This window comes from Dactylosporangium sp. NPDC050588 (assembly GCF_040654975.1).
Classification (GTDB): domain Bacteria; phylum Actinomycetota; class Actinomycetes; order Mycobacteriales; family Micromonosporaceae; genus Dactylosporangium; species Dactylosporangium maewongense.
In genome coordinates this window covers 1-25,547 of the sequence record NZ_JBFAJA010000137.1, presented here as the reverse complement: position 1 = coordinate 25,547, position 25,547 = coordinate 1, and the positions used below count along the sequence as shown (strand labels likewise).

20 protein-coding genes are annotated in these 25,547 nt (G+C 70.4%); 14 read left to right on the top strand and 6 right to left on the bottom strand.

Features of this window, described 5'->3' with window-relative positions; genetic code table 11:
* Positions 1-311: transposase (locus AB0I21_RS53805; RefSeq protein WP_360573249.1), on the bottom strand; the 311-nt coding region annotated here is incomplete at its 3' end.
* A gap of 298 nt (positions 312-609) precedes the next feature.
* Here AB0I21_RS53805 and AB0I21_RS53800 point away from each other — a divergent pair.
* The 7 genes from AB0I21_RS53800 (at position 610) to AB0I21_RS53770 (ending at position 5,103) form a co-directional block, all read left to right on the top strand.
* Positions 610-948: an STAS domain-containing protein gene (locus tag AB0I21_RS53800; protein ID WP_360573247.1), complete on the top strand. Its 339-nt coding sequence runs from the start codon at positions 610-612 to the stop codon at positions 946-948.
* A gap of 143 nt (positions 949-1,091) precedes the next feature.
* Positions 1,092-1,265: a hypothetical protein gene (locus AB0I21_RS53795; protein ID WP_360573245.1), complete on the top strand. Its 174-nt coding sequence runs from the start codon at positions 1,092-1,094 to the stop codon at positions 1,263-1,265.
* Positions 1,266-1,460: 195 nt separating this feature from the next.
* Positions 1,461-2,135: a response regulator transcription factor gene (locus tag AB0I21_RS53790; protein ID WP_360573243.1), complete on the top strand. Its 675-nt coding sequence runs from the start codon at positions 1,461-1,463 to the stop codon at positions 2,133-2,135.
* Positions 2,132-3,487: a HAMP domain-containing sensor histidine kinase gene (locus tag AB0I21_RS53785; protein WP_360573241.1), complete on the top strand. Its 1,356-nt coding sequence runs from the start codon at positions 2,132-2,134 to the stop codon at positions 3,485-3,487. Before AB0I21_RS53790 ends, AB0I21_RS53785 begins: the two co-directional genes overlap by 4 nt.
* Positions 3,484-4,056: a GerMN domain-containing protein gene (locus AB0I21_RS53780; protein ID WP_360573239.1), complete on the top strand. Its 573-nt coding sequence runs from the start codon at positions 3,484-3,486 to the stop codon at positions 4,054-4,056. The genes AB0I21_RS53785 and AB0I21_RS53780 overlap by 4 nt, the downstream gene beginning before the upstream one ends.
* A gap of 286 nt (positions 4,057-4,342) precedes the next feature.
* Positions 4,343-4,672, top strand: coding sequence for an STAS domain-containing protein (locus AB0I21_RS53775; RefSeq protein ID WP_360573237.1), 330 nt, complete (start codon positions 4,343-4,345; stop codon positions 4,670-4,672).
* A 119-nt stretch (positions 4,673-4,791) separates the two neighbouring features.
* Entirely contained in the window at positions 4,792-5,103 is a 312-nt protein-coding gene (locus tag AB0I21_RS53770) for a hypothetical protein (protein ID WP_360573235.1), read from the top strand.
* Between the two features lie 146 nt (positions 5,104-5,249).
* Here the strand turns inward: AB0I21_RS53770 and AB0I21_RS53765 are convergent, their stop codons facing one another.
* The 3 genes from AB0I21_RS53765 to AB0I21_RS53755 form a co-directional block, all read right to left on the bottom strand.
* Complete coding sequence (locus tag AB0I21_RS53765) at positions 5,250-6,515, bottom strand: amidohydrolase (protein ID WP_360573233.1); 1,266 nt, start codon at positions 6,513-6,515, stop codon at positions 5,250-5,252.
* 117 nt (positions 6,516-6,632) lie between these two features.
* On the bottom strand, positions 6,633-8,462 hold the full coding sequence (locus AB0I21_RS53760; protein ID WP_360573254.1) for a long-chain fatty acid--CoA ligase: 1,830 nt from the start codon (positions 8,460-8,462) through the stop codon (positions 6,633-6,635).
* A 289-nt stretch (positions 8,463-8,751) separates the two neighbouring features.
* Complete coding sequence (locus AB0I21_RS53755; protein ID WP_360573231.1) at positions 8,752-9,015, bottom strand: hypothetical protein; 264 nt, start codon at positions 9,013-9,015, stop codon at positions 8,752-8,754.
* Positions 9,016-9,215: 200 nt separating this feature from the next.
* Here AB0I21_RS53755 and AB0I21_RS53750 point away from each other — a divergent pair, with 200 nt between their 5' ends.
* Complete coding sequence (locus AB0I21_RS53750) at positions 9,216-11,006, top strand: extracellular solute-binding protein (protein ID WP_360573229.1); 1,791 nt, start codon at positions 9,216-9,218, stop codon at positions 11,004-11,006.
* A gap of 318 nt (positions 11,007-11,324) precedes the next feature.
* On the opposite strand, the gene AB0I21_RS53745 is transcribed toward AB0I21_RS53750, so the two are convergent.
* Entirely contained in the window at positions 11,325-13,538 is a 2,214-nt protein-coding gene (locus AB0I21_RS53745) for an MMPL family transporter (protein WP_360573227.1), read from the bottom strand.
* Positions 13,539-13,859: 321 nt separating this feature from the next.
* Between AB0I21_RS53745 and AB0I21_RS53740 the strand changes: the two genes are divergently transcribed.
* Both AB0I21_RS53740 and AB0I21_RS53735 read left to right on the top strand, forming a co-directional pair.
* Positions 13,860-14,891 (top strand): histidine kinase, encoded by a 1,032-nt coding sequence (locus AB0I21_RS53740; RefSeq protein ID WP_360573225.1) that lies wholly within the window; start codon positions 13,860-13,862, stop codon positions 14,889-14,891.
* Positions 14,888-15,550, top strand: coding sequence for a response regulator transcription factor (locus tag AB0I21_RS53735; RefSeq protein WP_360573223.1), 663 nt, complete (start codon positions 14,888-14,890; stop codon positions 15,548-15,550). The genes AB0I21_RS53740 and AB0I21_RS53735 overlap by 4 nt, the downstream gene beginning before the upstream one ends.
* Positions 15,551-15,576: 26 nt before the next feature.
* Here AB0I21_RS53735 and AB0I21_RS53730 read toward each other — a convergent pair whose 3' ends face one another.
* Complete coding sequence (locus AB0I21_RS53730) at positions 15,577-16,851, bottom strand: ROK family transcriptional regulator (RefSeq protein ID WP_360573221.1); 1,275 nt, start codon at positions 16,849-16,851, stop codon at positions 15,577-15,579.
* Between the two features lie 489 nt (positions 16,852-17,340).
* On the opposite strand from AB0I21_RS53730, the gene AB0I21_RS53725 reads away from it, so the two are divergent.
* From AB0I21_RS53725 to AB0I21_RS53710, 4 genes are all read left to right on the top strand, one after another.
* A complete protein-coding gene (locus tag AB0I21_RS53725) occupies positions 17,341-20,181 on the top strand; it encodes a glycoside hydrolase N-terminal domain-containing protein (protein WP_360573253.1) in 2,841 nt (946 codons plus the stop codon).
* Between the two features lie 26 nt (positions 20,182-20,207).
* Positions 20,208-21,569, top strand: coding sequence for a PHB depolymerase family esterase (locus AB0I21_RS53720; protein ID WP_360573219.1), 1,362 nt, complete (start codon positions 20,208-20,210; stop codon positions 21,567-21,569).
* Positions 21,570-21,740: 171 nt separating this feature from the next.
* Entirely contained in the window at positions 21,741-24,443 is a 2,703-nt protein-coding gene (locus AB0I21_RS53715; protein WP_360573217.1) for a ricin-type beta-trefoil lectin domain protein, read from the top strand.
* 638 nt (positions 24,444-25,081) lie between these two features.
* The coding region (locus AB0I21_RS53710) for an endo-1,4-beta-xylanase (protein ID WP_360573251.1) at positions 25,082-25,547 on the top strand (466 nt) is incomplete at its 3' end.

Here is a 25,547-nt window from a genome sequence, read left to right as displayed (position 1 = left end):
GTCGGATACCTGGCACGCTTCGCCCAGAAGTTCGTGAACGCCACCTGCACGTGGCGCAGCGCCTGCTGCAACGGCACGCAGGAGACCTCGTTGAGAAACGCCAGTTCCCCGGTCCTCTTCCAGCCGGTCAGCATCGCGCTCGTGGCGTGGTAATTGACCCGCTCCTGGCGCAGCGTCCACGCCTCGGTCCGGGCCCGCAACGCCAGGTTGTAGACCAGCCGGACACACCCGAACGTCCGAACAAGCTCGGCGGCCTGCCCAGGGGTCGGGTAGAAGCGGTACCTGAACGCCCGCTTCACAGCCCTGGACACGGCCCACACGATAACCGCCTGGATGGTGAACCTTGCGGTGGCACCCGGGCAAACGCCCATCCGCCCTGGCGGCAGATCGGCTTTCCCTGACCTGCTCCGCAGGAGTTCCGTTTCCTCCCCGGCCTGAAGGCCGGAGCATCCACGGAAGAAATCCGATGACGTATCGCGCCTCGGCAGCCGATGTCCGTCGCGGCCCGCAGCCGCCGGGTGTCGGATGTCACGCAACTGTCACAGGGTCGAAGGGTGCCCGCCGAACCGGGCGGCGACGCTGGCATGCACGGCCCCGAAGGGAGACGACATGCAGCCGATAGCACAGACACCGGCGATGCGGCTGGTCGAGGTGCTGGTCACCGACCCGCTCGACACCAGTGCCGCACCGCGTGTCCGGGCGCTGCTCGACGACGCCGCCGCGCTACGCCCCGCCGACCTCGTCATCGACATGACCGCCTGTGCGTACGTCGACGCCGCCGGCATCAAGATGCTCATCGACGTGCACCGCAAGGTGTGGCTCGACGGCGGCCGCCTGACGCTTCGCGGCCTGTCGCCGAAGGTCGCCCGGACCCTGCGACTCGCCCGAGTCGACCGGGTCCTGCACGTCACCGGTACAGCGGGCGAGCCGCCGGACGCTTCGTCATAGAACCGTCACACTGCCGCGGGGACTTCTCCACATGCGCGGCAGAGGGTGATCCAGGTATCGGAGTCACCCCGCACCCGTCGACGCCGACCGGCACGCGCCGGAACGGGACCCGTACGGGCGCCACTGCCGCTTGGAGGAGCCGCATGCAGACCGTCGTGCCGACGCAGCTGGAGGAGGTCCCGCTGGCCACGGAGCGGCCGCCCGGCTATCTGCCACGGCACCGAATGCCGCAGCGCCGTTCCAGGCGGGCCGCCCGCGAACGGCAGGTCCAGGAGCTGCGCTGGTGGCAGGCGCCCGCGGCCGGCAAGTCGCGGTGACCGCGCTGCTGAGCCTCGGCGGCACCGACTTCAGGCTCGCCTGCGACGAGTGCGGTCACCTGACCCCCGTCCCGCGTCCGGCCGGACCGGGTGATCGACGACCGCACCGGGGGACGACGTGACCATCGGGTGGCAACGCGCCGTACTCGCTGGTCCCGCGTACGGACGCACGCCGCCGGAAGGCATGATCCAGTGGTGACAGGTGTGCTGGTGATCGAGGACGACGACCGGATCCGGTTGTCGCTGGCGCTCGCCCTGGAAGACGAGGGCTACCTGGTCCGGACCGCCGCGAGCGCGGAGGAGGGCCTTGAGGCGCAACGGGCGGCGCCGGCGGACACCGTCCTGGTGGACCTCATGCTGCCGGGGATGAACGGGTTCGACTGCGTGCGGGAGATGCGCCGGCACGACGACGTACCGATCGTCGTGGTGAGCGCCCGCGACGACACCCACGACATCGTCGCCGCGCTCGAGGCCGGCGCCGACGACTATCTGGTCAAGCCGGTGGCGGTGAAGGAGCTGTCCGCGCGGTTGCGGGCGCTGCGGCGCCGGGGGCGTGCCGTGTCCGCCGCGGCGCCGACGCTGGTGTTCGGCGACCTGGAGATCAGACCGGAGGCCGGCGAGGTGCGGGTGCAGGGTGAGCCGGTCTCGTTGACCCGCACCGAGTTCCGGTTGCTGTGCGAGCTGGCCGAGCACCCGGGCCTGGTGCTGTCGCGCCAGCAGCTGCTGCAGCGGGTGTGGGAGTACGAGATCGGGGACGAGCGGCTCGTCGACGTTCACGTCGGGCGGCTGCGGCAGAAGATCGAGCGCGACACGCGGACGCCGCAGCGGCTCGTCACGGTCCGCGGCATGGGCTACAAGCTGCAGCGATGAGACGTTCGGGGCTTCGGACGCGGGTCGTCGGCGGGTTCGCCGTCAGTGCGTTGCTGTTGTCGGCGTCGATGGCGTTCGCGTCATACCAGGCGACCCGGCGTTACCTGTTGGAGGGGCGCGAGCGGGCGTCGGTGCGTGCGGTGTCGTTCGACGCCCGGATCCTGCGGGAGGGTGTGCTCACCGATCAGGTCGACGCCGCCGATCTGCTGCGCTCGTTGGACACGGGCGGGAACCGGCGGGCGATGCTGTACCGCGACGGCGGCTGGTTCGGCCGGGCCGCCGACGACGGCGCCACCGAGGCGGTGCCCATGAGCCTGCAACGCCTCGTCCAGCAGGGGCAGGCGGGCAAGCAGCTGGTGCGGGTCAACGGGGTCCCCGCGCTCGTCGTCGGTGTGCCGTTGACGGACACGGCGGCGCTGTACGAGGTCGACCAGTTCCGGGAGCTGGACCAGACGTTGCGGACCCTGAGCTGGGTGCTCACGGTCGTCGCCGCGCTCACCGCCGTCGCTGGAGCGGGTCTCGGCTGGTACGCCGCCCGGTACGTGGCCCGGCCGCTGCGGCAGGTGGCCGGGGCGGCGCAGGAGATCGCCGCCGGCGACCTGTCGACCCGGCTCGACCCGGCCGTCGAGCCCGATCTGGCGCAGCTCACCACCTCGTTCAACGACATGGTGGACCGGCTGGCGAAGCGGCTGGAGCAGGACCGCCGGTTCGCCGCGGACGTCAGTCATGAGCTGCGCTCGCCGTTGCAGACCCTGGCCGCGTCCGCCAGCGTGCTGGCCCGCCGGCGTGAGCACCTCGACCAGCGCAGCGGGCTGGCGGTCGGGTTGATCGTCGAGGAGGTCGACCGGTTCCTGGCCCTCGTCGACGACCTGATCGAGCTGGCGAAGAGCGACCAGCCGGCCCATCGCGCCGAGGTCGACGTCGTCGCGGTCGCGCGGCGTGCCTGTCAGGCGCGCAACCTGGCGCCGGACCTCGTCAAGGCCGTCGGTGACACACCGCACGTGTGGCTGGTGGACGGCCGCCGCATCGAACAGATCATCGGCAACCTGCTGGACAACGCCGCACGGTACGGCGGCGGGGCGACCGCCGTCCGGGTCGGGGCGAGCGACGACCGGTGGTTCATCGAGGTCGACGACGAAGGTCCCGGCGTCAGCCCGGAGGACAAGACGATGATCTTCGACCGGTTCGTGCGCGGGCGCGCGGCCGGCGCCCGCACCGACGACGACGGTGCCGGGCTGGGCCTGGCGCTGGTGGCGCAGCACGCCGCGGCACACGGCGGCCAGGCCGTGGCCCTGGACCGGCCGGGCGGCGGCGCACGGTTCCGGGTCGAGCTGCGCAAGGAGCCGTCGTGACCGGCCGTGTGCGGGCCCTCGTCGCCGCGCTGGCGTCGGCGCTGGTGCTGGCCGGATGTGGCGTGCCGACCGAGGACAGCCCTCAGCCGATCACGGTGAGCGGCCGGGCGAGCACCCCTTCCGCGGCGCAGACCGCCAGCCCGGCGCCCGGCCGGCCGGCCGAACTGCTGTTCCTGGTGCGTGACACCGGCCTGGTCGCGGTCCGGCGCCCGGCCGAGCGGATGCCGGCGATCGACGAGCAACTTCGGGATCTGCTGTCTGGCCCGACCGCGGCCGAACGGGAGGCCGGCTACACCAGCGCGTTGACCGGCATCACGGTGACCGGAGTGGTGGAGGTCCGTGGCGGCGACGCGGCGGTCGAGGTCGGCAGCCGGTCCGACGGGGTCGGGCGCAGCGACGAGGTCCTTGCCTACGGGCAGATCGTGTGCACCCTGACCAGCCGCGCCGACGTCGACACCGTGTCCTTCCTGCACGACGGGCAGCCGCTGCGCGTGCCCCGCGCCGACGCGTCCCTGACCGACGGGCGCCTCACGGCCGCCGACTACGCCGACCTCGTCCTGCCGTCCTGATCGCCGCCTGCCGGGCGGACATGCGCTGGTGGGACGCCGGGAGCCCCACCACCTCCGGCAGGTGAACCCAGTCGGCCGGGCGGTGTGGAAGCGACACGCCCCTGCCTCGTCGCACAACTGTCACACGAATGAGGAGTGTCCGCCATGCCGCGCGGCGAGGATCGCGTCAGCGGCGCTGGGCGGAGCCGCGCCGCGCGGCAAGACCTGGGGGTGTCGACGTCATGCCGATGGTCGGCGGCCGGTACCGGCTGATCGCCGTGCTCGCCGCGGGCCGGGCAGGCACGGCGTGACCCGCGGTCGTTCGCTGCGGTTCGACGCGGTCGTCGAGGATCCCCGCGACATGGGACACCTGGCGCTGTACATCACGATGCTCACCGGCACGCTGGGCCGGCGCCCGATCCACGTGCACGTCGACCTCGCCCGGTGCCCGTCGGTCGACGCGGCCGGCGTCGACCTCCTCGTCGAGCTGCACCGCCGGCTGCGCGACCTCGGCGGACGGCTGACCCTACTGGGACCGTCGACGCAGATACGGCACCTGGTGCAGCTGTCCGGGCCGGATGCCCTGCCCGAGATGGTCGACGCGGGCGCACCGGCGCCGGGTGAGCCGTCACGGTAAGCGTCGTACGATCGTCACAATTCCGATGGGCGACCGCCATGCGCTCCGGTGAGCATGACATGCACGGGGTGGAGCGCCGACGTTCGCAGTCCGCCCGTGACCGGAAGGGCGTGGCTCGCATGACGGTGCTGCACACACAGGACGGCACGGATTTCAGCCTGGTGTGCGACGGCTGCGGGCTGGTTGTGGACCATCTCGGCGCCAGTCTGCATTCCTGGACTTTGACCTGGAGCCTGTTCAGCCGGCACGGCTGGATCGGTGCACAGACGCCCGGCGGACCGCATGGATGCCCTCGGTGCGTACGGGTCGCGGGACGGTCCGCCGTCGACGACGAGGAATCCGAACGCATCCAGCCGCCGGGCAGCGTCGTCATCGACCCCGCACGTGCGCGGCACCGTCGACGCGCTCGTGACACCCCGTCTGCTGCCTGACCGGCGCGAGGTGGGCCGTCCACGATGGACGATGACCACGCCTGCCGGGCGATCGACCTGTTGGTCGCCGCCGACACCACCGGCCGGCGGTCGCCGATCGCCTCAAGACCGACCTGGTCGATGCCGCCGTGGGGCCGGTGCCGGCATCAGTCCTCCGCGAGCCAGGCCAAAGCCGCTGCGACAAGGGCTTTCGTGCCGGTGTCGAGGGTGGGCTGGATGACGGGCGCGAAGTTCGGCGAGTGATTGACGGGGATGTCCTGGGCGATTCGCCCGGCGGCCGCCGCCGCTTGGTACGCGTCAGGATCGATGCCACCGATCGCCCAGTACGTGTATGGCACGTTCAGCGCGCGGGGAACATCGCTGAAGTCCTCGCTCGCGGTCTGCAGGGGCAGGTCCTGTGCCGAGTCGCCGAACACGTGCTCGAAGGCGGCACGCACGCGCGTGGTGGTGGACGGATCGTTGTCGGTGGGCGGGAACCGGTCGAAGAACTCGAAGTCCGGGCCCTTGGGCGATCCGGAGGCTTGGCATTCGGCGGCCACGATCCGCTGGATCGCGGCAAGGATCGCGGTCCGGGTCCGGTCGCTGTAGCTGCGGACGTTGAGCTGGAGAATCGCGTGGTCGTCGATGACGTTGCTCTTGCTGCCTGCCTGGATGCTGCCGACGGTGAGCACCGCGGGGTCCGTCGGGGCGACCCCGCGCGATATTACGGTCTGCAGGCGCACGACGATCATTGCCGCCAGCACCACGGGATCAATGGTTGCCTGCGGCATCGAGCCGTGCCCACCCCGACCGTGGACCGTGATTCGCATGCTGTCGGCTGCCGAGAGCACCGGACCCGGCCGGGTCCCGACCTGTCCCGATGGCATCGGCAGTACATGCTGCGCCAGTGCCACATCGACATTGCCGACGAGCGCGGCCAGGTCGTCGTCGACCATCCGTCGGGCGCCATCCCCGAGTTCCTCCGCGGGCTGGAACAACGCGACGACGGTGCCGCTCCAGTCACTGGTCGCACCCGCGAGCAGGGCGCTGGCGCCGAGCAGGCAGGTGGCATGAACGTCGTGGCCGCAGGCGTGCATCACCGGCACCTCGTTGCCGTCCTGGTCGGTGGCGGTAACTGTGCTCGCATACGGCAGCCCGGTCTGCTCGCGCACCGGGAGCGCATCCATGTCGGCGCGCAGCAGCACGCTCGGGCCGTCGCCGTTGCGCAGGACCGCAACGACACCGGTGCCTCCGATTCCCTCGTGGACGTCGAATCCACAGCCACGAAGCCGCTCGGCCACCGCAGCGGCGGTGCGCTGCTCCTGGTGGGACAGCTCCGGATGCTGGTGCAGATGCCGGTAGAAGTCCTCCTGCCATCCCCGGACCTCACCCAGCGCGGCGAGGACGGTGGCAGTGGCGGAGCCGGAGCCCATCAGCGATCCTCCTTCCCTGCGTCGTCGTCCTTCTCGGTGACGTTGTCCTCGTCCGGCCAGCAGCAGGCGCCGAGGGGTTCAGCATCTGCCAGGTGCTCCTTCGCTGACGTGCTCGGGTCAGCGGCGGTAGAGGGCGTCGATGTCGGCTGCGTACCGCTCGGTCACGACGTTGCGTTTGACCTTGAGGGTGGGGGTGAGCTCTCCGTCGGCCTCGGTGAATTCGCGCGGCAGGATCCGGAAGGTCTTGACCTGTTCTGCTTTCGACACTGCCCGGTTGGCCTGCTTGAGCGCGGGTTGGATCTCGCTGCGCAGCTCGGGGCTGTGTCGCAGCTCGGCGAGTGAGGCCTCGGGTTGGCCGTGGGTCGAGCGCCAACGGGTCCACGCCTGTGGGTCGATGGTGACCAGGGCGGCCACGTAGGGGCGGCCGTCGCCGACCAGCATGCACTGGCTGACCAGCGGGTGCGCCCGGATGGCGTCCTCGATCGGCGCGGGGGTGAGGTTCTTGCCCGACGCGGTGACGAGGATCTCCTTCTTGCGGCCGGTGATCCGGAGGAACCCGTCCGGGTCGAGGCTGCCGAGGTCACCGGTGCGCAGCCAGCCGTCGGCGGTGAATGTGGCGCGGGTGGCGTCCGGGCTGTTCCAGTAGCCCGGGAAGACCACGTCGCCGCGCGCCTGGATCTCGCCGTCGTCGGCGATGCGGATCTCCACCCCCGGCAGGGGACGGCCGACGGTGCCGATGCGCTGCGCCGACGGCGCGTTGACCGTCAGCGCCGGTGAGGTCTCGGTCAGCCCGTAGCCCTCCAGGACGGTGATCCCCGCGCCGCGGAAGAAGTGCCCCAGGCGCTCGCCCAGCGGCGCCCCGCCGACGATCGCCGTCCGGCACCGTCCGCCGAGCGCCGCCCGCAGCCTGCGATACGCCAGCACGTCGCACACGGCGTGGGCCAGCCGCAGCAGCGCGCTCGGGCCGCGTGACGTGTCCAGCGCGTGGCTGTAGCGCACGGCCACCCGCTCGGCGACGGTGAACAGCCGGCCGCGGTGGGCTTCGCCGGCATGCTGCCGGGCCTGCGCGTGCATCTTCTCGAACACCCGGGGCACGGCGAGGATGAACGTCGGCCGGTGCCTGCCCAGTTGCTTCAGCACGCCGGCCATGTCGGCGCTGTGGACCATCGTCGCCCGCGCCTGCACCATCCCCACCTGGATCAGTCGGGCGAACGCATGCGCGAGGGGCAGGAACAGTACCGTCGACGCCCCGGGGTGCAGCAGCTGCGGCAGGACCGCGAGCGCGCCGACGGCGTCGCAGTAGAGGTTGCGGTGCGTCAGCGTGCAGCCCTTCGGACGGCCGGTCGTGCCGCTGGTGTACACGATCGTGGCCACGTCGGCATCGGTCACCCGCTCGCGGCGCGCCTCGAGCTGCGTCTCGTCGAGGGTGCGGCCCTGTTCGGCCAGGCCGACCAGCTCTCCGGCATCGATCTGCCAGGCCATGCGCAGAGTCGGCAGGCGGTGCTGCAGGCCGATGACGGTCGCGGCGTGGTCATCGGTCTCCACGACGCATCCCACGGCGTCGGAGTCGGCCAGGATCAACTCGATCTGTTCAGGGCTGGAGGTGTCGTAGATCGGAACGGTCACCGCCCCGATCGCCCACAGCGCGTAGTCCACGAGGGTCCACTCGTACCTCGTGCGGCTGATCAACGCGACCCGGTCGCCGTGCTCGACACCGGCGGCGACGAACCCGCGGGCGACAGCGAGCACGTCATCGCGGAAGGCCGCACAGCTCACCGGCAACGTCCCGCCCCGTGGAGCGGGTGGAGCCGGCCAGGACCGGGGATCCGGGTCGGGGCGCACGAACTGCACCGCATCCGGGTCCTGACGGGCGTTGTCCCACACCGCTTGCGCGAGGACGGGCACGCGCTCGCGGTTGACTACCGGCTCGACCGCCACGTATTGCACGCCGTACCCCCACACTGTCACCACGCGGCCCTGATTCCCGCTGTACCGCCATGATGCCGCCGACAACAGCGCCGAACGCCGACGTTCCTCGGGAATGCTCAACCGGGGTGACACAGCATCACGCCCGAAGAGAGCGAGGTCGGCGGGGAGCGTGTCCGGCGTGTCTGGGCCGCTTTGCGGGCTGTAGGTACCGCGGGCCTGGAGGGTGAAAGGACGGGCGAACGCGCAGCAGACACAGGTGGCGACACGTACGGTGCAGCGCCCCCGGGTGACCGGTCGTGACCCGAGGTCAGCCGAGCGGGGCGGGTTGGGCCGCCGCGTCGGCGTCGTAGTAGCGCACGCCAGAGCTGGTGTTGCGGCTGAGCCACGCGAGCATCTCGTTGACCTGGAGCGCGTACCATTCCGTGTACCCGCATGCCACGCAGATCCACACCTCGAAGCGCCCGGCCTCGATGCGCTTGCCTGTGCTCCCGCCGTCCGCCGATCCGGAAGCCCACCGAGTGACGGCCGGCAGGACATCGACGACGTTGCGGTTGTCGGGTTCGGGAAGCATGACCGGATCGATGTGCCACAGGCGCGGACACTGACACTTGGCACAACGACGACTCGTAGGCATGAGCGCACTGTAGGGGCCCACCCCACCACCCTCTGACGCGTCCGCGACAGGAACACGGTCAGGCTTCGGCCGTTTGTGGCCGTCGGTTACGATGCGGGGCTCTGCTGGTGGACAGGAGATCGTCGATGGGTGTTGTCGTGGGGGCACGTACGCGGATGCCGCTGGTGGTTGCGGTGATCGTCGGTCTGGTGGCCGTCGTGGTGACGTACGTGGTGCTCCGTCGCGACCCTGGGGAGGCGGGTGCCGACAAGCGGGCCGGCTGTGAACCCATCGAGGTCAGTTCGTCGACCGAGAAGGCCGACCTGATGATCGAGTTGGCGCGCCGGTACAACGCCTCCGACACGCTGTACGGCGGCAAGCGGTGCGCGTCGGTGTCCGTGCACCGGCTCACGTCCGGCGCGGCGGCGCAGGCGCTTGTCTCCGGCTGGGATGAACAGCGTGACGGTGGCCCGGCACCGCAGGTGTGGACGCCCACCGCATCGCTGTGGCTCCAGTTGGCCCGCCAGCAGGAGACCGCCGTCGGCAAGCAGGTGGTGCCGCCGGCCGGCACACAGATGCCGTCGATCGCGCAGAGCCCGTTGGTCATCTCGATGCCGAAGCCGATGGCGGAGGCGTTCGGCTGGCCGGACCGCGAGTTCGGGTGGAGCGACGTGCTAGCGCTGGCGTCCGATCCGCAGGGGTGGGGCCGGTACGGCCACCCCGAGTGGGGACGTTTCTCCTTCGGCAAGGACAACCCGCACCGGTCCACGTCCGGCCTGGCCGCGACGGTGGCCACGTACTACGCGGCGACCGGACTGTCCCGAGAGCTGACGCCGGCCGATCTCACCCAGCCCAATGTGATCAACTTCGTTCGCGGGGTCGAGGCAGGCGTCCTGCACTACACCGACGACGCAGTGAAGTTCCTCGCCAACCTGGCCGAGGCCGACGCCAAGGGCGCCGCGATGTCGTACGTGAGCGCCGTCGTGCATCAGGAGCAGCTCACCTTCCTGTACAACAAGGGCAACACCACCGGCGACCCGAAGGTGACAGGCAAGCCGCCCACGGTGCCGCTCGTGCCGATGGTGCCGCGGGACGGCACGCTGATGCTCGACCACCCGTATGTGGTGCTGCCTTCGGCCAGTGACGCGCAACGGGAGGCGGCCGCGGACTTCCTCGCGTTCCTGCAGCGGCCGGCCCAGCAGGCGGCGTTCGCGGCGCTGGGCTTCCGCGACCACCAGGGCAACGCCGGCCCCGAACTGACGCGGACCCTGCAGATCCCGGCCGGGCAGAAGCTCAGCCTGATCCAGCCACCCGTCGGAGAGGTCCTGGACAAGATCCTCGCCGGCTGGGACGACCTGCGCAAGAAGGCGAGGGTGCTGCTCGTCCTCGACGTCTCGGGCTCGATGAAGGAGCAGGCGGCCGGTGACATCAGCAAGCTGGAAGCCGCGAAGAACGCGGCGATCGCGAGCCTCGACCTGCTGCATCCCGACGACGAGGTGGCACTGTGGACGTTCACGGGGCAGCGACCGAACAGTGCGCAGCCCTACACCGAGCGGCTGCCGATGTCGCGCGTCGGTGACGCGAAGCAGCAACTCACCGGCATCATCCGGGGGCTGAGCGCCGATGGCGGCACGGCCTTGTACCACACGACCCGGGCCGCCGACCTGTACATGCGGGGACGGCTGGACGCCGACCGCATCAACGCGGTCGTGCTGCTCACCGATGGGCGCAACGAGTATCCGGCCGACAACGACCGGGCGAAGCTGCTCCGCGACCTGGACGGGTCACCCCTGGAGAACTCGGTCCGCATCTTCGGGATCGCCTTCGGCGAGGAGGCCGACCTGGACACGCTCGAACAGATCGCGAAAGTGTCGCGGGCAGCTGCCTACGACGCGCGCGACCCGGCCAGCGTCGACAAGATCTTCAGCTCGGTGCTGAGCAATTTCTAGCGGCAACGTCCGGCAACCGGGTCGTCAGCGGTCGAACACGATACCGAGGGCCGTCTGAGCGCGGTGCGCGGCCTGCCGTCGGCGAGGCCGGCGCCAGCTGCATGACGCCCTGAGGGGAGCCCTGCGGCACGGGTGCCGGGCCGGCGGCCGTTGCACCCGCCTGCGCAACAGTCTCCTGCGACCCGGCATCGGCGGGCAGCCTCATCCGTCGGACAGCCCGATGCCCGCGCTGCACACCGCGACGCGGGCACCGTGACCGTCCGCGCGATGACCGGCTCGGCGAGCTGCTCGAACTCGTCCCGGCTCAAGGTGCCGAAGTCAATCCCGAGCAGCACGCCGTGAGCCATCATTGCGGCGTACGCGGCCCCCGCAGGTCCGTCCCGCCTTGATCGTCGCGTCGCTGGGGGTGGTGGGCGCTTCGCTGAGGCCCCACCGTCGGTGCAGTCTCCGCAGTGGTGCCGGCGCCCACCAGTTGGCGTGGCCGGCCAGGCACATGAACGCCGGGACCAGCAGCCCTCGGATGATGGTGGCGTCCATGATGATGGCCAGTGCCAGGCCGACGCCCATGAGCTTCATGAAGCTCATCCCGGCGGCCGCGAACCCGGTGAAACTGATGGCCAGCACGGCAGCGGCGGCGGTGACCAGCGGGCCGGTCTTCTCCAGACCGGTGGCCACTGCCCGTGTGTTGTCGCCGATGCGGTCGTACTCCTCCTTGATGCGGGAGAGCAGGAACACCTCGTAGTCGATGGACAGGCCGAAGGCGATGCAGAACATGAGGATCGGCATGGTCACATCCAGCTGCCCGGTGGCCGTGAAGCCGAGGATGCCCGACAGGTGGCCGTCCTGGAACACCCACACCATCGCGCCGAACGTGGCGGTCAGCGACAGCAGGTTGAGCACGACGGCCTTGACCGGCACCAGAACGCTGCCGAACGCGGCGAACAGCAGCACGATGGTGGCCAGAGCGATGATGCCCAGGGCCAGCGGCAGCCGGTCGTAGATGGCGGCCTTGGTGTCCACCAGCTCGGCGGCGTGTCCCTCGACCCCGAACGCGAAGGGGGCGTCGAGGCCCCGCAGGTCTTTGACCAGGTCTTCACCTTCGGCGGAGCGGAGCGGCACCGAGGGAGTGACGGTGAGCCACGAGCCGGCCTCGGCCTGTTGTACCGTCACCGACGCCACGCCGTGGACGGTCCGCACATCGTCCGCGAAGGCAGTCGCGTCGCCGGCCGCCACGCCGGGCAGGACGACGGCGAACTGGTCGCTGTGGTTGCCGGCGAAGCGGGTGGCCAGGACGTCGGCCACCTGCCGGGCCTCGCTGGACGCCGGCAGCGCCTGGTAGGTCGGCAGGCCGGGGTTGACTCCGAGGAACGGAGCGCCGAGCAGCAGGAGCAGGACGACCACCCCGGTCGCCACCGGCACGGGCCGGCGCATGACCAGGCCGGCCAAGCGGTGCCAGAACCGGCGCGGGTGGCGTGTGCGCCGCAGCGACCAGGCGTTGACTCGAGGACCCAGGACGGCCAGCAGCGCCGGCAGGCTGAGCAACGAGCCGGCCGCGGCAACGACGACGACGGCGACGCCGGCGTAGGCGAACGACCTGAGGAAGTAGAGGGGGAACACCAGCAGGGCCGACAGCGAGGCCGCCACCGTCAGCGCCGAGACGGCCACGGTCCGGCCGGCGGTTTCGACGGTACGCACGACCGCCTCGTCGCTTGACCGGCCGGCGGCCAGTTCCTCACGGAACCGGGTCACGATGAACAGCGAGTAGTCGATGGCCAGGGCGAAGCCGAGGCCGGTGGTGAGGTTGATCGAGTAGGCCGACACGTCGGTCACCCGGGAGATGACGTACAGGACCAGGAACGCGCCGGTCACCGACACCGTGGCGATGGCCAGCGGGAGCGCGGCGGCCACCACGCCCGCGAACACGAGGACCAGCAGCGCCAGCGTGACCGGGACGGCAAGGCTTTCGGCCCGGATCAGGTCGGTGTCGAGCTGATCCCCGATGGCGACGTCGATTGCCGCGGCCCCGCCCACGCCGACGGTGATCGGACCGTCGGTTCCGGCGTACCGGTCGCGGATCGCCACGACCGCGTCCTTGACCTCGTCGTCGGTGCCGGCGAGGTCGAGCACGACCAGGGCCGCGGAGCCGTCGGTCGAGCGCAACGTCGCTCGCCGGGGGTCGCCGCCGTCCAGCGACCAGTAGGAGCTGACGGAGGCGACATGCGCATCGGCCCGCACCGACTCGGTGAGGCGGGTGGCCGCCGCGGCGACGGCCGGGTCGTCGACGTCGTCGGTGTCGGCGCCACCACCGGCGGCCTGCACCAGCAGGACGGCCTCATGCTTGCGCACGCCGAGATCCTCTTCGAGGAACTGCCGGGCGCGGTACGACTCTGAGCCGGGGTCGGTGAGGCCGGCATCGTCGAGGGCGCCGAACACGCCGACCCCGGCGACGCCGGCGACGACGATGAACAGAACGGTGAAGGCCAGCACCAGCCGGCGCCGGCGGACGGCGAGTTGACCGAGTCGGGTGAACATGATGAGCCTCCAGCTGCCGGGGTCGGGGATCGGCCCATCGTGCGGCGGCGGGCCCGGCGGCCACATCGATCTGCGGACCGTTTCGGGACACGGCCCACCGACCGGTCCGACCGGTACCACGGGACGGTGCCAGCGGCAGCGGGTTGGTCGTACGCTGCTCGCGTGGATCAGGTGACGGTGCGGTCGTGGGGTGGCACGTTCGCCACCGGGCTCGCGTTCCCATTGGCCGCGCTCGTGGCGGCGGTCCTCGTCCTCGCGACCACGCCGCTGTCGGCCGGCGCGGCGGCGGGTGTGGTCGCCTGCCTGGTCCCGTGGGCCATCGTGGCCGGCGATGTGCGGATCGGGCCCTGGTCCATGGCGTTCGCCGGCGTCGTCGTCCCCGGCGTGCTCGTGGTTGCCGGCCATGCCCCTGGCGGCACGTTCCTCGCGCTGCTGGGGATGGGGTGGCTGGCCGCGACCGGCGAGTCGGTGGGCGCGGAGATCATGGCGACCGTCATCGCGGTGGTGGTTCTCCCGGTCCTCATCCCGATCGTGGAGGGCGCCAGCTGGAGCGAAGAGCGCGAAGTGACCGGCTTCTTCGCCACCGGCGGGCTGATCGCATGGTGTCTCGGCCGCGTCCTGCGGCGCGAGCGGCAGCTCACCACCGCCCTGCGGGAGGCACAGACCCACCTGAACGACGCGGCCGCGGCTCAGGAGCGCCAGCGGATCGCCCGCGATGTCCATGACGTGGTCGGTCACAGCCTGACGGTGATGCTCCTGAATGTCGCCGGGGCCCAGCGGGTGCTCTCCAAGAATCCGGTCGCGGCGGCCGAGGCGCTCGAGCGAGCCGAGCAGGTCGGCCGCAGCAGCCTGCAGAACGTGCGGGCCATCGTCGGGCTGCTACGGGCACCGGGCGAACACGGCACCGACCCGCCACAGCCACGTGCCGCCGACATCGCCGCTCTGGCACAGACCGCGGCCACGGCCGGGTTGCCGGTGCGCGCCGAGGTGACCGGCGACCTCACGGCCGTCGGTCCCTACGCCGGCCTCGCCGCCTACCGGTTGGTGCAGGAAGCGCTCAGCAACGCCGAGCACCATGCCCCAGGCGCCGACGTCATCGTGCGGGTGTCGGCCGATGACGCAGACAACCTGGCCATCTCGGTCCGCAACGGGCCCGCGCCGGTGCCATCGGGCCGCGGCAGCCGCAACGGGCGCGGCGGGACTGGTGGCGGGACTGGTCTGGACGGCATGCGCCAACGCCTCGCGGCCCTCGGCGGCACGTTCTCGGCGGGACCCGACGACGACGGCTGGCTGGTCGAAGCATCGATTCCCCTGCAACACCTGCGGCCGGTCAACACCGAGGCCGGCCGATGATCCGGCTCCTGCTCGTCGACGACCAGGAGCTCGTGCGGGCCGGCCTGCGCCTGATCTTCTCGGCCGAGGAACACCTCGAGATCGTCGGCGAGGCGTCCAACGGACGGGCCGGTGTCGAAGCGGCCCGGATGTTGCGCCCGGACGTCGTACTGATGGACGTCCGCATGCCGGTGCTCGACGGCATCGAGGCGACCCGCGAACTGGTCGGCGGAGCAACCGACGAAGACGGGCCACGGGTGCTGGCGCTCACCACGTTCGAGGACGACGAGGCCCTGTGGGGCATCCTCGATGCCGGGGCTGCCGGGTTCGTGCTCAAGGACGCCCCGGCCGACGACATCGTCAGCGCCGTCGGTATCACCGCCCGCGGCGGTGTGTGGCTCGATCCCCGCGTCGCCGACCGGGTCATGGGCACCCTCCGGCGGCGGCCTGGCGCCACCGACCCCGCCCGCTCGGTCGAGCCGTTGAGCGACCGCGAGCTGGAGGTGCTCCGGCTGGTGGCCTCCGGGGCCAACAACGCCGAGATCGCCGAAGGGCTGTTCCTGGCCGAGCGGACCGTCAAGGGCCACATCTCGGCCATCTTCCTCAAGCTCGGGGTCCGCGACCGCGCCGCGGCCATCATCCACGCCTACGACGCCGGCATCGTCGCGCCCCGCTCCTGACAGACTCCTGCGCACCGCCTCCGGGGTCACCGGCCGGCCGCGGCGAGGACGGTCGTCGGATGTTCGATCATGCGGTCGAGCGTGACGCCGGCCGCGCCGCGCGCCGCCGCGGTGAAGCCCAGATGCGACGCGACGAAGTGGCAGCGGGCCACGGGGCTCGCGACGGCGAGCCGGGCCAGCCTGGCCTGCGCGGCGGGGATGAGGTGGTCGGCCAGCTCGGCGAAGTAGCCGCCGAGGACGATGACCCGCGGGTTGAACAGGTTGACCAGGATCGCGCCGCCGTGCCCGAGCCAGGTGCCGATCTCGGCGACGGCGTCGACCGCCGCCCGGTCGCCGGCCGCCAGCCGCCGCGCGACCTCCGCGACGCGCTCCTGCGGATCGCTGATGCGGTCCGTGTCGACCTGCCGGTCGAGGTCGTACGCGGCGTCCGGGGTGGCCATGCGAACGAGCTCCGCCAGGCCGACCTTCGTCTCCCAGCAGCCGATCAGGCCGCATCCGCACCGCTGCCCGTCGGGCGCGACCGGCATGTGCCCGACCTCTCCGCAGAAGCCGTCCGCGCCGCGCAGGAGCCGGCCGTCGAGAATGACGCCGCCGCCGACGCCGACCTCACCGGTGAGGTAGACGAGGTTGTCGGTGCCGGCGGCGACGCCCCAGGTGTGCTCGGCGAGGGCGGCGAGGTTGGCGTCGTTGTCCACGCCGATCCACAGTCCGGGCGGCAGGCCGTGGCTGAGGCGGTCGACGATCGGCACGTCGTGCCAGCCGAGGTTGGGTGCCAGCACGACCACGCCTCGGGCGACGTCGATGAGGCCGGGCACGGCCACGGTGAGGCCGACCGGCGTGACGCCGCACCGCCGTAGGTGTTCCAGCGCCTGCCGGGCCGCCTCGGTGATGTCGTCCAGGCACTGCTCGACGCCGCGGGCGACGTTGGTGAACGCGGTCCGGTGCTCGAAGATGGTCCGGCCGGCCAGATCGCTGCCGTGCACCGCCAGGTAGTCGACGTTGATCTCGACGCCGACCGCGCCGACGTCTGGGCTCAGCGCGACGCTGCGGCCGGGCCGCCCGGCGGCGCCGGAGTGATCCATGCCGATCTCCCGGACCAGCCGCAGGTCGAGGAGCTCCTCGATGAGACTGGACACGGTGGTCTTGTGCAGTCCCGTCGCCGTGGCGATCACGGCGCGGGAGCGCGGGCCGTTGGTGCGGATGTGGCGCAGGATCCGGGTGAGATTGCCGCGGCGGATGGCGAGCTGGTCACGCGATCCCGTCGCGGACCCCGGGTATGTCGGTGCATCGTATTCGCGCATGCCGTCGTGGAATGTCACGGCAACCCAATCTGCGTGAAGCGGCATTCCCCGTCAAGGGTGCTATTGATGCGACCGTCGCATCCGGTTCCGGATAACCGAAATTGCGTGGTCGGAAATTGTTATCCGCGGCGGCCGCCGGAGGTCGGTTGTCGAGATTGCAGGTTTCATCCTCCGGTTCATGTTTTATAGGTGGCTGAGCTGCGGAGATAGGCTGATCGGCGAGTTTCGAAACGGGATGTGCCAGACAGAACTTGATTGTGCCGCATGCTTCTGGCAACCTCGCGAATCGAGATGCGAGCGCTCCCGCCGACGCTCGCTGTGTGTGTGCCGCCAACCGTGATGCTTTGCGGAATTCCGCCGTTTGCGGAGCACCCTGTTAGCGCTAACACGCAACTCGGAACGACAGCAACTCGCGCTCGACCAGCCGATCCGCCACGGCAAAAGGAGCAGCCCGTGCAGCACGAGCACACCGAACGCCGCACCCCGTCGTTGTCCGACGCCACCCGCAGGCAGGTGCTGATCGCCGGTGCCGTGATCGCCGGCGCGGCGCTGCCACTGCCTTGGGCGGCGTCGCCGACGTGGGCCGCGGCCCCGCCGGAGGTCGGCGCCGCGAACGGCCTCGCACTGTGGTATGAGCAGGCCGCCGGCACCGACTGGCTGCGCGCCCTTCCGGTCGGCAACGGGCGCCTCGGCGCCATGGTGTTCGGCAACGTCGACGTGGAGCGGTTGCAGCTCAACGAGGACACCATGTGGGCCGGTGGCCCCTACGACCAGAGCAACCCGCGTGGCGCCGGCGCGCTGGCGCAGATCCGGCAGCTGGTCTTCGCCAACCAGTGGGGCCAGGCACAGACCCTCATCGACCAGAACCTGCTGGGCATCCCGTCGGCACAGCTGGCGTACCAGACCGCCGGCAACCTCCGGCTGACGTTCGCCGCAGGCGGCTCCGGCGTGTCGCAGTACACGCGGTTCCTGGACCTGACCACGGCCGTGGCCGGCGTCAGCTACCTGCAGAACGGTGTGCGGTTCCGGCGGGAGGTGCTCGCCAGCGCGCCGGACCAGGTGATCGCGGTCCGCCTGACCGCGGACCGGGCCGGGTCGATCAGCTTCTCCGCGGCGTTCGACAGCCCCCAGCGCACGACGCTGTCCAGCCCGGACGCGGTGACCGCAGCCGTCGACGGGGTCTGCGGCGACCAGCGCGGGCTGACCGGCAAGGTGAGGTTCCGCGGTCTCGCCCGCGCGGTCGCCGACGGCGGCACCGTCAGCAGCTCCGGCGGCACGTTGCAGGTCCGCGGGGCCAACAGCGTCACGCTGCTCGTGTCGATCGGCACGAGCTACGTCAACTACCGTGACACGAGCGGGGATCATCAGGGCAGGGCCCGCGCCTTCCTCGACGCGGCCGCCGCCCGGACGTGGGACCAGCTGCGCAGCCGGCACGTCGCGGACTATCAGCAGCTGTTCAATCGCACGACGCTGGACGTCGGCCGGACCTCCGCCGCCGACCAGCCCACCGACGTGCGGATCAGCCGGCACGCCTCCACCGACGACCCGCAGTTCTCGGCCCTGCTGTTCCAGTTCGGCCGGTACCTGCTGATCTCGTCCTCGCGGCCGGGCACCCAGCCGGCGAACCTGCAGGGCATCTGGAACGACTCGCTGAGCCCGTCGTGGGACTCCAAGTACACGCTCAACGCCAACCTGCCGATGAACTACTGGCCGGCGGACACGACGAACCTCGCGGAGTGCTTCGAGCCGGTGTTCGGCATGATCCGTGAGCTCGCGGTGACCGGCGCCCGCACCGCCCAGGTGCAGTACGGCGCCGGGGGATGGGTGACCCACCACAACACCGACGGGTGGCGCGGCTCGTCGGTCGTCGATGGCGCGCTGTGGGGCATGTGGCAGACCGGAGGCGCGTGGCTGTCCACGCTGATCTGGGAGCACTACCAGTTCACCGGCGACGTCGCCTTCCTGCAGGCCAACTACCCGGCGATGAAGGGCGCCGCGCAGTTCTTCCTCGACACGCTGGTCGAGGAGCCGTCGCTGCGCTACCTGGTGACCAACCCGTCCAACTCCCCGGAGCTCGCCCACCACTCGGGTGTCAGCGTGTGTGCCGGGCCGACCATGGACAACCAGATCCTGCGGGACCTGTTCAACGCGGTCGCGCAGGCCGCCCAGGTGCTCGGCGTCGACGCCGACCTGCGGACCCGGGTGCTGGCCACCCGCGACCGGCTCGCACCGATGAAGGTCGGTTCCCGCGGCAACATCCAGGAGTGGCTGTACGACTGGACCGAGACCGAGCAGAACCATCGGCATGTCTCGCACCTGTACGGCCTGCACCCCAGCAACCAGATCACCAAGCGCGGCACGCCCACGCTGTACAACGCCGCTCGCCGCACCCTGGAGCTGCGCGGCGACGACGGCACCGGATGGTCCCTCGCCTGGAAGATCAACTACTGGGCCCGGCTGGAGGAAGGGACCCGCGCGCACGACCTGCTGCGCCTGCTGGTGACCACGGCCAGGCTCGCGCCGAACATGTTCGACCTGCACCCGCCGTTTCAGATCGACGGCAACTTCGGCGCCACCTCAGGCATCGCCGAAATGCTGCTGCACAGCCACAACTCCGAGCTGCACGTGCTGCCGGCGCTGCCCGCCGCCTGGCCCGCAGGGCAGGTGCAGGGCCTGCGCGGCCGGGGCGGCTACACCGTGGGCGCCCGATGGAGCGGCGGTCAGGCCGCCGAGATCACCATCCGGTTCGACCGGGACGGCACCGTCAAGGTCCGCAGCCGGTCGCTCACCGGCACGGTCACGGTCGTGGACACCACCACCGGCGGCACCGTCACCGTCACCCGGCCGGAGGCCGACGTCGTCCAGCTGCCCGGCCTGGCCGGCCGCAGCTACCGCGTGACGGCGCAGGTACAGGCGCAGACGTGGGTGCGCATCGGCAACGCGACCACCGGACTGGTGCTCGACAGCGGCGGCAACGTCGCCTCCGGCTCCGTGCTCAAGCAATGGAACTGGGACGGCAGCAGCAACCTGCAGTGGCAGCTGGCCGACCTCGGCAGCGGCTGGGTCCGCATCGTCAACCGCACCAACGGCCTGGTGCTGGACAGCGCCGGCAACACCGCCAACGGCGCGCCGTGCCGGCAGGCGACCTGGACCGGCGGCGTCAACCAGCAATGGCGGCTCAACGACACCGGCAACGGCCGCCGGCAGATCATCAACCGCGGCACCGGGACCGCGCTGGACGGCATGGGCAACGCCTCGGCCGGCTCCACCGTCGCGTTGTGGGCGCCCAACACCAACACCAACAACCAGTGGACCGTGACCGCGCTCTGAGCGCATACCGCAGCAAGGAGATCCTGATGCGACGCAAGTTCCGGGTGCTGCTGCTCGCCGCGGCACTACCCTTCATGATCGCCACCGTGCTGCTGGCGGTCCGGCCGGCGGCGGCTGCCGGGATGACCCGGGTCACCAACTTCGGCAACAATCCCACCGGCCTCAACATGTACATCTATGTGCCGGTCAACGTCGCCCCCCGGCCGGCTCTGCTCGTGCTCGTGCACTACTGCGGGGGCTCCGCCGGCGGCATCTTCAACGGCAACGGCCACGACTACGTCACCGCGGCCGACCGGTACGGCTTCATCATCGTGCTGCCCGAGGCGACGCGCAGCGGCAACTGCTTCGACGTGTCGACGCCGGCGGCCCTGCAACGCAACGGCGGCAGCGACTCCACCGGCATCATGTCGATGGTCGCCTACGCCCGCGCGAACCACCCGATCGACGCGTCGCGCATCGTGGTCTCCGGCTTCTCCTCCGGTGCGATGATGACCAACGTCCTGGCCGCGCAGTACCCCGACGTGTTCGCCGCCGCGTCCGCGTTCTCCGGCGTCCCCGCCGGCTGCTTCGCCACCACCAACGGATCGCTGTGGAACAGCCAGTGCTCCGGCGGCACCATCATCCGCACCGCCCAGCAGTGGGGCGACACCGCGCGCGCGATGTACCCCGGCTACACCGGCCGCTACCCGCGGATGCAGCTGTGGCACGGCACGACCGACACCACCATCGCCTACCCGAACTTCGGCGAGGCGGTCAAGCAGTGGACGAACCTCAACGGGCTGGGCCAGACCCCGGCGTTCACCGATCATCCGCAGTCGAACTGGACCCGCACCCGCTACGGCAGCACCGGCACCCAGGCGACCGTCGAGGGCATCAGCATCGGCGGCGTCGGGCACCAGCTGCCGATGTCCGGTCAGCTCGCGTACGCCGTCGCCTTCCTCGGCCTGGACGGCGCGGGCACCCCCACCTCCCCGACCCCCACCTCGCCGGGCCCGACGACCAGTACCGGCGCCACCACCACGCTCGTCGGCGCCGCCTCCGGACGCTGCCTGGACGTGCCCGCCAGCAGCGCCACCAACGGCACCCAGCCGCAGCTGTGGGACTGCCACGGCGCGGCGAACCAGCAGTGGACCCTCGACGGCCGGTCACTGCGCACCCTCGGCAAGTGCCTGGACGCGCCGCTGAACGCGACCGCCGGCGCCAAGGTCCAGTTGTGGGACTGCAACGGTGGCCTGAACCAGCAGTGGAACCTCAACGCCGACGGCACGGTCCGCGACGCCCGGTCCGGGCTGTGCCTCGACGTGGACCGCGCGGCCACGGCCAACGGCAGCAAGGTCATCCTGTGGACCTGCACCGCGGCGGCCAACCAGCGCTGGAGCCGCCGCTGACGAGCGCGGGGTCGAGCTGCCGGCGGTGTCCTGGACGATGCTGCGCCTGGAGTTCCCCGCGTGACCACGAGGTGGTGCGGTCGCGCATCGAGACGTGGAATGTGTGGCTCACCGCCGAAACGTACGTGCGGCCGGGCCTCGTCGATGGGCAAGGAAAGAAGGGACCGAGAGGTGAAGTCAGCGCTCCGCACCACTGGAAGGTCGCTCATCGCGGTTGCCGTGTCCGCCGCCGCCGTGCTGCTGCCGGCCATCGCGGGACCGCCGCCGGCCGCGGCCGCCACCCAGGCGACGTTCTACGTCGCCCCCGACGGCAGCGACACCAACGCCGGCACGATCGCGGCGCCGTTCAAGACCGTGCAGCGCGCGCGGGACGTCGTGCGCACCGCCAATGCGAACATGACCGGCGACATCTACGTGTACCTCCGCGGCGGAAGCTATCCGGTCACCAGCACCATCGAGTTCACGCCGAGCGACTCCGGCACGAACGGCTACCGCGTCGTCTACGCCGCCTACCAGAACGAGCGTCCGGTGCTGGAAGCCGGAGTTCAGGTCACCGGCTGGACGCAGCACAGCGGCAACATCTGGAAGGCCCCGCTCAACCGGAGCAACAAGCTGCGGTCGCTGTACGTGAACGGCAAGCGGGCGGTCATGGCCACCAAGACCATCAACTCGGCCGGGTGTTACGGCACCTACACCGTCAGCGCGGGACAGGCCGCCTGGGCGTGGGAGTCCGGCTCGGAGTGCGACGGTTCCAAGTACAGCCTCGCGGACTTCCCGGCCGTCGCCCGCAACCAGGACGACATCGAGATCGAGACGGCGACGACCTGGACCACCGCCATCGTCGGGGTCCGCCAGGTCACCACGAGTGCGGACGGTGCGAACCGGGTGGCGCTCTTCCAGCAGCCGGGCGCGGCGATCGCCCAGGGCGCGTACAACGGCGACGCCCAGGCCGGCGGCAGCCACAAGGTCATGAACGCCTACGAGTTCCTGGACACGCCGGGCGAGTTCTTCTTCGACAAGACGAGCCGGGTCTTGTACTACTACAAGGCCAGTTCCGAAGACATGACGACCGCACCGGTGTTCGCGCCGAACAACGTCACCACCGCGCTGCGGATCGCCGGTCAGTCCACGAGTAGCCACGTCCGGAACATCACGTTCTCCGGGCTCACCGTCGAGCACTCGGACTGGAACCTGTTCAACGTCGCCGGCTCCGCCTTCAAGCAGGCGCAGCAGGGCAATCTCGGTGCCTTCGCGTATGCGAAGGGGAACTTCCACGACTACTACTACCGCAACGTCGACGTCGCGCCCGGCATCGTCCAGATCGAGAACGCCGACGGGATCCTGCTGGAACGCAACCGGATCCAGCACACGGGTGTCGACGGCATCAACATGGTCAACGACGTGCAGAACAGCCGGCTGATCGGGAATTTCACCAACGACATCGCCGGCTCGGCGGTCACGGTCGGCCATCCGCAGCACATCTACATCGGCGACGGCACGTCGACGAACCGTGAGAAGTATGCCGCCCAGGTCGAAGGCCTCAGCAAGAACATCGAGATCAGGAACAACTACCTCTACGACAGCGCCGTGCTGTTCAACGGGCACAGCCCCATCTCGGCATACTTCGCCGACACGCTGACCATCGAGCACAACCGGATCGAGAAAGCTCCATGGGCCGGCATCACCCTGGGCTGGGGCTGGTGGAACTTCGACGGATCGGCGGGCTCGATCGCGCCGAACCGGCCGACGACCACGGCAAGGAACAACACCATCCGCTACAACCACATCATCGACACGGTGCAGCGCCTCAGCGACACGGCACCCATCTACACGCTGGGCAGCCAGCCGGGGACCATGATCACCGACAACTACCTCGAGGGCGTCCCGTCCGGTCACAAGTACGGACTCCATCCGGATGAAGGATCGGCGTACATCACGTTCAAGGACAACGTGCTGAGCGTGGACAAGAACGTCACGTGGCTCATCAACTCCGACGACTGGGGGCGTAAGCACGACCTGAGCCTCACGCAGACGTACGGGGCCATCAACAAGGTGTCGAACAAGACGCTGCCGAACAGCACCGTGCAGGACATCCTGGTGTATGCCGACTACGTCTGGCCGGCCGCGGCGTACGGCATCGCCGTGAACTCCGGGCTCGAGGACGCGTACCGCGACCTCGCGGTGCCGGGTCAGGTCGGCGTGCCGAACTACGCGCTGCCGGCCAGCACCTTCGTCACCAGCGGCACGGCCACGATCCCGATCCGCAGCACCGGCGACGCGACCAGGACCGTCTGGCTGGCTCCCTCGGGCACGACCAGCTTCGTCGCCGGTCCGACGATGACCAGGGCAGGCGGCACCGCGACGTCCATCGCCGTGCCGGCGTCGGCCGGGGAGTACCGGCTCTACGTCGTGGACGCGCAGGGCAACCGGTCGGCCGAGTCGAAGTGGATCGTCCGGCAGCAGGGCGGCGGCACCGGCGGCCAGCAGAACGTCATGATCGTGGGCGGCGCGTCCGGCAGATGCGTCGACATCGGCGGCACGAACCCTGCCAACGGCACCCAGGGTCAGCTGTGGGACTGCCACGGCGGCACGAACCAGCGCTTCACGTCCACCTCGGGCAAGCAGCTGCAGGTCTTCGGCAGCAAGTGCCTGGACGCCAGCGGCCGGGGCACGACCAACGGCACCGCCGTGGTCATCTGGGACTGCAACGGTCAGACCAACCAGCAGTGGAACCTCAACGTCAACGGGACCATCACCGGTGTCCAGTCCGGACTGTGCCTGGACGCCAACGGTGCCGGCACCGCCAACGGCACCAAACTCATCCTCTGGTCCTGCAACGGCGGCACCAACCAGCAGTGGACCCTGCGCAACTGAGCCGGCCCCCGGCGCTACCGCACGGCCGGCCGGGTTCCCCTCGGCCGGCCGGGCGGCCGCTCGTGGCCGTCTCGTGCGCATCCGTCTTCTCCTGCGGCCCGGTCCGCGAGGCCGACGGCGGTGAATCAAATGTGACATCTGATCGATCGCGGCATTGTGAGCCGGCCGCGCCGCACGTGTCAATTGTTTCGAAAACCGTAGCCGCGTGCGTTGCATTCCTGAGGTCGCTGGAATTGCCTGCGGGAAATCTGTTATGCGCGGCTCCAACGTAGAGTCGACGCTCGAAAATTACTCGGATCTGAATGTCTTTGGCGGCGGGCCAAATCCGGCTTCACCTGCGGTTATGTCTCGGAAACGTCGATCTTTCACGGATTCTGGAGTTGTTCGGGTTGAATGTTCATGACAGTTCTGGCAGCCTCGCGATCCTAGGCGCGAACGTTCCGCCAGGTATCCGCTGATTGGCCGGCACTGCCGGCGCCAAGGTCACGCCGGTCCGGGATGTTAGCGCTCACTCGGAGCATTGATCACCGGAAGTGAGGGAGATCGAGGTGGCTGGAAGCCGGCGGAAGAGATCGTCCGCCATCAGAGCGCTGACCGCGGGTGTGGTCGGTGTCGTGGCCGTCGCCGTGGCCGCGGTGATGATGCCGGCGGCGGACGCGGCGGCGGGCACGCTGGGTGCGGCGGCGGCGCAGTCGGGCCGGTACTTCGGCACGGCGATCGCGGCCGGCCGGCTGGGCGACTCGACGTACACGACGATCGCCGGTCGTGAGTTCAACATGATCACGGCCGAGAACGAGATGAAGCCCGATGCGACGGAGCCGCAGCGGGGGCAGTTCAACTTCAGCGCCGGCGACCGCATCTACGACTGGGCGACCCAGCGGGGGATGAAGGTGCGCGGGCACACCCTGGCGTGGCACGGCCAGCAGCCGGGGTGGATGCAGAGCCTGTCCGGCAGCAACCTGCGGCAGGCGATGGTCGACCACATCAACGGGGTGATGGGCCACTACAGGGGCAAGCTCGCCTACTGGGACGTGGTGAACGAGGCGTTCAACGAGGACGGCAGCCGCCGGCAGTCCAACCTGCAGGGCACCGGCAACGACTGGA

Bases quoted from the DNA above. Each gene is read 5' to 3' on its own strand.
- AB0I21_RS53800 (WP_360573247.1), top strand. From the start codon at position 610: ATGCAGCCGATAGCACAGACACCGGCGATGCGGCTGGTCGAGGTGCTG.
- AB0I21_RS53795 (WP_360573245.1), top strand. From the start codon at position 1,092: ATGCAGACCGTCGTGCCGACGCAGCTGGAGGAGGTCCCGCTGGCCACG.
- AB0I21_RS53785 (WP_360573241.1), top strand. From the start codon at position 2,132: ATGAGACGTTCGGGGCTTCGGACGCGGGTCGTCGGCGGGTTCGCCGTC.
- AB0I21_RS53770 (WP_360573235.1), top strand. From the start codon at position 4,792: ATGACGGTGCTGCACACACAGGACGGCACGGATTTCAGCCTGGTGTGC.
- AB0I21_RS53765 (WP_360573233.1), bottom strand. From the start codon at position 6,515: ATGGGCTCCGGCTCCGCCACTGCCACCGTCCTCGCCGCGCTGGGTGAG.
- AB0I21_RS53755 (WP_360573231.1), bottom strand. From the start codon at position 9,015: ATGCTTCCCGAACCCGACAACCGCAACGTCGTCGATGTCCTGCCGGCC.
- AB0I21_RS53745 (WP_360573227.1), bottom strand. From the start codon at position 13,538: ATGTTCACCCGACTCGGTCAACTCGCCGTCCGCCGGCGCCGGCTGGTG.
- AB0I21_RS53735 (WP_360573223.1), top strand. From the start codon at position 14,888: ATGATCCGGCTCCTGCTCGTCGACGACCAGGAGCTCGTGCGGGCCGGC.
- AB0I21_RS53730 (WP_360573221.1), bottom strand. From the start codon at position 16,851: ATGCGCGAATACGATGCACCGACATACCCGGGGTCCGCGACGGGATCG.
- AB0I21_RS53720 (WP_360573219.1), top strand. From the start codon at position 20,208: ATGCGACGCAAGTTCCGGGTGCTGCTGCTCGCCGCGGCACTACCCTTC.